The organism is Stenotrophomonas sp. Sm2128, from assembly GCF_030985535.1.
Lineage (GTDB): Bacteria > Pseudomonadota > Gammaproteobacteria > Xanthomonadales > Xanthomonadaceae > Stenotrophomonas > Stenotrophomonas maltophilia.
Genome location: NZ_JAPTFQ010000025.1, coordinates 45948 through 53004 on the forward strand (window position 1 = coordinate 45948; position 7057 = coordinate 53004).

The window sequence follows — 7057 nt, forward strand, 5'->3', positions numbered from 1 at the left end:
ATTCATAGAAAACCGTTCCGCTGGTCTGCTGGGTCAAAAAAGAATCGGTTTTGAAATTTGAGATACCAACACTTTCCATGCGATTTGGACGCATTTGCACAGGGGAGTTGAATCGAAAGCCAGCAAGCCAGCAGCGCACTTTTAGTCGCAGAAATCCCTTGGGATTCAACGACCTTGCACTACTGGTCTTCCTGCTGGCCTTCGATCGCTGCTGGCTAGTGGAAGACCAGCAGCCGGAAGTTCCTACTCATTTTCGGCCAAACACTCCAGTTGCTCGCGCTTGCGATCGGTCAAGAACGGATGCTGAAACTCCCTCCCGCTTTCCACCTCCGTCACCACCACGTGTTCTTCAATCGTAAGGGCGCCATGGTGCCAATCGATGGCATCCAACTCCGCCAAGGACAGTCGCGCGAATGCCTCCATTGCCTCGGACTGGGTCTGGGCAAAGACCTCAATCACCTTGCTCACCAAGTAGTCACCCCGGACGACGAATTCGTAAGTTCCCATCGGCTCCTCCTAATAGTTGAGGTGGTGGCGCATGGTTGGACAAGGCCAGTTGAGATCTTCGCGTTCGGAACCATCGGGGCTGATGACCTCCACAAAGCCGTAGATCTCCTCCAACTCGGTACGCCAGCCACCGGCATGAATGTCAGCCACTCCCATCGAGTTCAGAATCTCCAAGGCTGCCGCCTCTGAGTCCGCGTCGATTCGGATTTCCAATTCGGCCGTCGCGCGGCCCAAGACAACAACGTTCCAGCGATCAGCCATTGGAGCTCTCCTGGTTCGCCGTGGCCACCTGCCCTACCCGCTGGATGGCAAAGAACTTCCCGTGCAACGCACCGCTCGCCTGCGCTTGCTGAAGGTGATCGGCGGCGCGCTTGCCGTAAGTCACCACCAACGATCCCGACGGCGCTGCCGTGCCGGTGGTTCCGTCGGGACGCACAAACCTCAGCCTCCCACGGGTGAACAGGATCGCCGTCGCGTTGGGGTGGGAAAGCACGCAGTCGTGCATCCATCCCGTCTCCATGTTGACCGGCACCAGGGCGATACCGCCGCCGGGGTGGTTGGCCAGCTTGCTCAACCACTTCTCAATCCCTTTTCCGTAAGGCGGATTCATCCACACGAATGCCTGCTTGGGCCACGGCGTAGCCAAGCCGTCCTGGCTCGGCGGGATCATCCGGCTGGCCGTGGGTGCGGGCAGCCGCGACGGGTCTTCGGGCGTGCAAGGATCGAGGTCAAAGCCGCGCCTTCCCCCCAGCGCCCTGACGATGGCAGGCGGGGTATACCAATCGACGCTCGTGTGGGCCTTGTCGCTTGCCTTGTAGCAAACGGAGGTGAGCCGGGTGGGTTTAGCCGCTACGAGGCGCTTGGAGCGGGTTGCTGCGTTGAACGGCAGAACGTTGGACTTGGGCTGCATGAGGATTCTCCAGGCAAGGCTCCGTCAGCACGGCTGCGTTGCCGCGTTGAAGAATGGGTTTTGGGAGTTGGGCTTGAACCAGCCCGAGAGGCGCTGCTGGCGGCGGGTTACCACCAAGAGTTGTAGAACACGTCCCAACCGTCGTTGATCAATGCGCGGGCCTGCGCAATGAAGTCCAGATCTTCTTCAGCTCGATCGGGATCCGATTCACCGAAGAAGAAGCCTTGGGTATAAGGCAAATCATCGTTCAGCACAGCCTGTTCCAACGCATCAAGATCGTCCAATCCAAGGAATACGGGAACTTGGTTGAAATCGAAGGGATCAACCTGCCCCGTCCTAGCACTGTGCAACTTGAACATCCAACCATGAAGGTTCGGATGCTTTCGCCAGTAGAAAAATAGTTCTTGAGTGCGATCTCGCACATCAGTGCGGGTCTTGACCGCATACATATCGAGGCCCATCGGCTTGCTCCATCGCCCCGACCACCGAGGCGTTGGAGTAATCATCCGAACTGAGAGCCTCCATCGATACGGATATTGGAGGCCTCCAATATCCGTTAGCAGCCGTTACATTCGCCCATTGCGCTTGTCGGGCATCTTTGGAGGCGCCGGCTGCAGGCGTTCGTGCAGCGCTTGTTCGATCACCCCAGCTCGCGAGGCGTCGAGCTGCTGAGCCAGGTCCCGCAGACGGCTGGCCTGGGCTTGGGCTGCGTTGTTGAATGCGTCCACCCACTGGCGCTTGACGTCAGGGTTTTGCCAAGGCTGGGCGAAGGCCTCGGTCAGCGTGCAGACCCGAATCCCAAGCCCTATTTGCACGCCCAATGCTTGGAGCTGGCGAATTAACGCATCGCTGATGGGTTGGTCAGTCAGTGGCTCCAGGAAGAACTGCTTAGCCTTGGACCCTTTGGCCACCAGAAACGGCAGTTCTGCAGTTAGGAGGGTGTCGATCGCAACGCCCCGTTCGCTCAACGGCTTCCACAGGCCCTTAGCCTTGAGCTCGGCTGCCCAGGCCATCAACGGAACAAGGGTGGTCGAGCGCTTGCGAGTTCCCTTCACCGTGAACAGCGTCCCTTTTGGGGAGTGTTCCTTCAAGAGGTGTTGCAATTGGGCCGTGCTGATCGCCAACACCCCAGCGGCCTCATTGAAGCTCAACGCCACGTCCACCTTGGGCCGCTGTTTCGCTAGGCGCAAATGGTCTGCGATCTTCTTCTCCATCTGGCCCACGTTTTCGGTGCCAGAGAGCTTGCCGAGAAAGCGATCGATGGCGCGGCGGTAAGCATCAGCAGCAGTAAGGGCCATTAGTTCGGCTCGCTCCCCTTACGGCCGACCTTTGAAGAGCGCGCGGCAGCATTGCTGCTTCGCCGCCCGACCTTGCGCGCCGGCAGGGTGCGCAGCGCCTCCAGGTCGATTCCGTAATCTAGGACACCCAAAGCTGGCGTTCCTCCGGCACCGTTGAGCTTCTCACTCACCGTAAAGGGCCTGCTGTAAGTCGCGTGGTGTTCGTCGTCCAATTCGTGGCCGACGATTTGGGCTCGCATCTCAGAGGCCACACCGCTGCCCTGCATCTCCTGAATCACGGTCTTTCGGAGACTATGGAAACCACGTTTCGCTTTCGACCACCCACCACTGTGCTTTTGGAGGTAGTAGCTGAACGCCTTCGATATCCAGTTCCCCGCACCATTCTTCGCCTTACTGTCAGCCTGCGGAAACAATCGCCAGTCCCCGCTCTCCCTTCGTTCGGCGACGTAGTCCAAGAAACCAAGCTTGATCAGGTCGGGATGCAACGGGACGACCCGATTGGAAACATCGGTCTTCAATCGCTGATCCTCCCCCTCATCGGTAAACCGTATGCACGGGATTCCCTCCTCTTCCTTGACGTCCAGGGTAAACAGCTGCCCCACCTCACCTGCCCGGGCGCCCGTATACAGGCCCAACAAAGCCGCCCAGCGCGCTCCCGTTGAAAGCTGCTTGAAGCTATCAGGCGCGAAGAGTTGATGAACCTGATCCAAGGTAAAGGCCTGGAAGCCAAATTTTCTGCGCTTGCGCTTCTCCGCCATCGAAACGCTGACGTGACCTGCGGCGACATTGTCTCCCTTGAGCACGTAGCCTGAAGCCATTGCCCAAGTGAAGAATCCTCTCTTTCCTGCGAGGTAGCTCTGGCGATTGTTGAGCGTAGAACGCGTTAACCCGCGCTTGGCCAAATGGTCGTAGAAGCGGGCCATCTCAGGCCGCGTGATGGTGTGCAGCTCGCGCTCGGCGCCCAAGAACTCGATCAGCTCTGTCACGGGAAGCAGTTTGATGCCGACCGTTTTGACCTCGATGTCCTCGGCGGCGACTTTATCCTGCCAGATTCGCTTCGCATCGATCAGGCTGATGGTCTCAGATGGCAGGGGCTGCGCCGCCGCTGATTCCAACGGGTTTGGCCCAGCCGCCGCCGGAACTGCACCCGTATCACGGAAGTGGAACTTGCCGATTTCTTCCAGCGCCTCCATTGCTCGAGCATGGTCGGCCGCATCCGTGGTCCGAAGACGGAAGCCCGGCAAGTCAATTTCATAACGCCGGGAGCCGTTCTCCGCGACGCTGCGCAGAACATCCTCAACCGTGAGTCCCTTCTTGGTCATGCACCCATCCCTGATGGCATCGAATGCTTGAGCATAACGCTGCGCGATGGCCAAGGCAGCCACTCTTGCGCTATGCAGTTGGATGCCCAAGGGATGCTTGACGAAAGGTTTGCCGACGATACCGCGCATGTCCGTCGGAACGCGCATGCGAAACTGGTAACGACCTGTGGAAGAGCGAGTGAGATAGCTTGGTAATCGCATCGGAGTTGTGCCCCGATTTGTGCCCCAAGCCGCCCTTCAAGACCTTAAAAAATGTCGTTTAAAAACAAACACTTACTAAGGATTGGCGGAGAGAGTGGGATTCGAACCCACGGAAGGTTTAACCCTTCGCCGGTTTTCAAGACCGGTGCCTTAAACCGCTCGGCCATCTCTCCAATCGGGTCCCGGTCGCCCGGGCAGCGGCGTATTCTCGCACGTGAAGGGCATTTGCCCAAGACCACCTTGCCCGTGTCCTCCGCATCCGGCACGGTGGGGGCCTTCACCGCACTCGGAGCCGCCATGGCCCATCTCGATCTGGCCAACCTGCGCACCACCCTGCTGGACGACACCCAGCTGGCCGCAATGGCCCTGCATCGCACGTTCGCCGGGCACCTGCCGGTCAGCAGCGGGCATCTGGTGGTCTGCGATCCGCTGGTCCAGGCCGAGGCGCCCGCGCTGGCCGACTACACCGCCCCGCTGGGCCGACATCCGGTCGAAGTCATCGTGCACAGCGGCCGCCCGGCGTTGGCCGTGGTCTGGTTCAAGCCCCGCGAAGCCCTCAGCGCAACCGCCCTGCACTGGCAGATGGCGCGCTGGACCACGCAGGATCTGACCGGCCTGGATGAAGACAGCTTCATTGGCTATCCGGTCGACGCTGGTATCGGCTGCTTCATGGATACAGACACCCAGCGGGCGCTGCTGGCCCTGATCGAACAGGCCGATGGCGACGAAGACAACGCGTGGTCGGATGCGCTGATCGACCATGACGGCCTGGATGAAGGCGCCGAGTACCGTCCCTGGGGCGAGGACTCACCGCATGGCCTGGTCGTATTCACCAGCGGCTGGGGCGACGGTGTCTATCCCAGCTACTGGGGGCTGGATACGTCCGGCATTCCGGTCGCTCTGGTCACCGATTTCCTGTGCATCCAGCGCGGTGATGGGCGCGACGAGCGCGAGATCGCCGACCAGGCCTATCGCGACAGCCTTCCGCCTGAAGAGGCTGAAGCGCTGGCACGGCTTGTAGCGGCCGTGGACCACGATGACCCGGATGCGCTGCGAGAGCTGCTGAAGGATGCGCCACAGCGCGCCAACCAGATTGAGCCCGGATGCGGTGGCACCGCCCTGTTCGAGGCGATCCGTCTGGACCGCCCAGAGGCGTTGCGGATACTGCTGCAGGGCGGCGCCTTGCCGGCCATGCCCGAGCGCCTGCACATGAGCAAGGTGACCAGCTATCTGGACTACGCGCGCTTCCTGAAGAAGCCGCGCAGCGCGGAACTGATGGCGGTGCTGGAAGCGCCGGTCATTGCCGAGCCCACACCGGCCGCACCCCCGCGGCGCAGCTTCTGGGACCGGCTGTTCGGGCGGAACTAATCGGCGCCAGAAAGCAGCAACACCGGGCATGGCCCGGCGCTACCGTTTCACAGATCGGCGGTGCAGTTGCGGGTAGGTACCTCAGCCCGCGTCCACCGCCAGCGCACCCAGTGCACTGGCCCTGATCCGCTCCTTGGCCTTTTCACAGGCGCCACCGCAATCCAGGCGCGAGGCTTCCAGCTGCGGCGGCAGGTGCTCGGCCAGGAAGTCGATGAACACGCGCACAGCCGGCAGCAGGCCGCGGCGCGAAGCGAACACGGCGTGGCATACGCCCTGCGGCAGCGACCAGTCCGGCAGCACCACTTCCAGCTCGCCGTTGCGCACGGCGTCGGCGCACACGGTTTCCGGCAGCATGGTGATGCCGAAACCGTCCTTCACCATGCTCTGCAGCAGCGGGAAGTCGAAGCCGGCCACGCGCGGCTGCAGGTCGACCCGGCGAACCTCGCCTTCCGGCCCGTGCAGCTCCCAGCGTTGGCGGGCTTCGTCTTCGCTGATGCTGAGGGTGACGTGCTGGGTCAGCTCTTCCGGGTCCTTGGGGCGACCGGCGCGGTCCAGGTACTTCGGGCTGGCCACCAGCAATTCCTGCACCTGGCCGAAGCTGCGCATCACCAGGCTGCCGTCATCGTCCAGGCGCGAGCGCACGCGCAGGGCCACGTCGTAGCCTTCGTTGATGATGTCCACGCGGCGGTTGCTGATGTTCAGCTGCAGGCGCACCTTCGGGTACTGCTCAAGGAACTTGGGCAGCAGCTTGGGCAGCTGCATCTGCGCCAGCGACACCGGCACGCTGGCGCGCACCACGCCGCGCGGTTCCGCGCTGAGCCGGTCCACCACTTCGCGCGCGGCCTGAGCCTCGGCCAGCATCGTCTGCGCATGGCGGTGCACGCTGGTGCCGACGTCGGTGACCGCGAAACGGCGCGTGGAGCGCTGCAGCAGGCGCACGCCCAGGTCGGTTTCCAGCTGGCTGATGCGGCGGCTCAGTCGCGACTTGGGAATACCCAGTGCGCGCTCGGCGGCGGCGAATCCGCCGTGGTCGACCACCATCGCGAAGTAGTACAGATCATTCAGGTCATGCATGCCCGAGTTCCATATCTAGAACAATACGTGGCATTCAATCACCTTTATTCCGCCTTTGCAACAACCTATCGTTCTCTCCGTCGGCGGGGCCACCCCGCCCCTTCCCTCCAGAACATAGGTGACTGCCATGAAGCTTCTGCATCTCGACGCCAGCGTGCTTGGCGACAATTCCGTCTCGCGCCAGCTGTCGGCCGCCGTGGTCGCCCGCTTCACGGGCCAGATCGATGGCCTGCAGGTCGATTATCGCGATCTTGACGCCAATCCGGTACCGCATCTGCGCAGCAGCTCGCTGGCCAGGACCGATGCCGCCGAGGCGACCGATGCTGAACAGGTGATGCAGCAGTTCCTGGAGGCTGACATCGTGGTGATCGGCGCGC

The 7057-nt window shown here is 61.7% G+C and carries 9 protein-coding genes and 1 tRNA gene; 2 read left to right on the forward strand and 8 right to left on the reverse strand.

The window, feature by feature from the left end:
* Positions 1-243 precede the first annotated feature (243 nt).
* The 7 genes from O0K41_RS09560 to O0K41_RS09590 all read right to left on the reverse strand — a co-directional run bounded on the left by O0K41_RS09560 (position 244) and on the right by O0K41_RS09590 (position 4411).
* Complete coding sequence (locus tag O0K41_RS09560) at positions 244-507, reverse strand: hypothetical protein (RefSeq protein ID WP_006375902.1); 264 nt, start codon at positions 505-507, stop codon at positions 244-246.
* A gap of 9 nt (positions 508-516) precedes the next feature.
* Positions 517-768, reverse strand: a complete 252-nt coding sequence (locus O0K41_RS09565) for a hypothetical protein (protein WP_006375905.1) — start codon at positions 766-768, stop codon at positions 517-519.
* Positions 761-1417: a DNA N-6-adenine-methyltransferase gene (locus O0K41_RS09570; protein WP_049400621.1), complete on the reverse strand. Its 657-nt coding sequence runs from the start codon at positions 1415-1417 to the stop codon at positions 761-763. The genes O0K41_RS09565 and O0K41_RS09570 overlap by 8 nt, the downstream gene beginning before the upstream one ends.
* Positions 1418-1524: 107 nt before the next feature.
* On the reverse strand, positions 1525-1878 hold the full coding sequence (locus tag O0K41_RS09575; protein ID WP_012480712.1) for a hypothetical protein: 354 nt from the start codon (positions 1876-1878) through the stop codon (positions 1525-1527).
* Between the two features lie 105 nt (positions 1879-1983).
* Positions 1984-2715, reverse strand: a complete 732-nt coding sequence (locus tag O0K41_RS09580; RefSeq protein WP_006375976.1) for a hypothetical protein — start codon at positions 2713-2715, stop codon at positions 1984-1986.
* Entirely contained in the window at positions 2715-4238 is a 1524-nt protein-coding gene (locus O0K41_RS09585; protein WP_032971218.1) for a site-specific integrase, read from the reverse strand. Before O0K41_RS09585 ends, O0K41_RS09580 begins: the two co-directional genes overlap by 1 nt.
* Positions 4239-4321: 83 nt before the next feature.
* Positions 4322-4411, reverse strand: a tRNA-Ser gene (locus O0K41_RS09590).
* Between the two features lie 124 nt (positions 4412-4535).
* Here O0K41_RS09590 and O0K41_RS09595 point away from each other — a divergent pair.
* Positions 4536-5606, forward strand: a complete 1071-nt coding sequence (locus tag O0K41_RS09595; protein WP_164222279.1) for a DUF4241 domain-containing protein — start codon at positions 4536-4538, stop codon at positions 5604-5606.
* 81 nt (positions 5607-5687) lie between these two features.
* Here the strand turns inward: O0K41_RS09595 and O0K41_RS09600 are convergent, their stop codons facing one another.
* On the reverse strand, positions 5688-6680 hold the full coding sequence (locus tag O0K41_RS09600; RefSeq protein ID WP_049449057.1) for a LysR family transcriptional regulator: 993 nt from the start codon (positions 6678-6680) through the stop codon (positions 5688-5690).
* 127 nt (positions 6681-6807) lie between these two features.
* On the opposite strand from O0K41_RS09600, the gene O0K41_RS09605 reads away from it, so the two are divergent.
* Positions 6808-7057 (forward strand): NAD(P)H-dependent oxidoreductase (locus O0K41_RS09605; protein WP_308304494.1); only part of this gene is annotated, 250 nt, incomplete at its 3' end.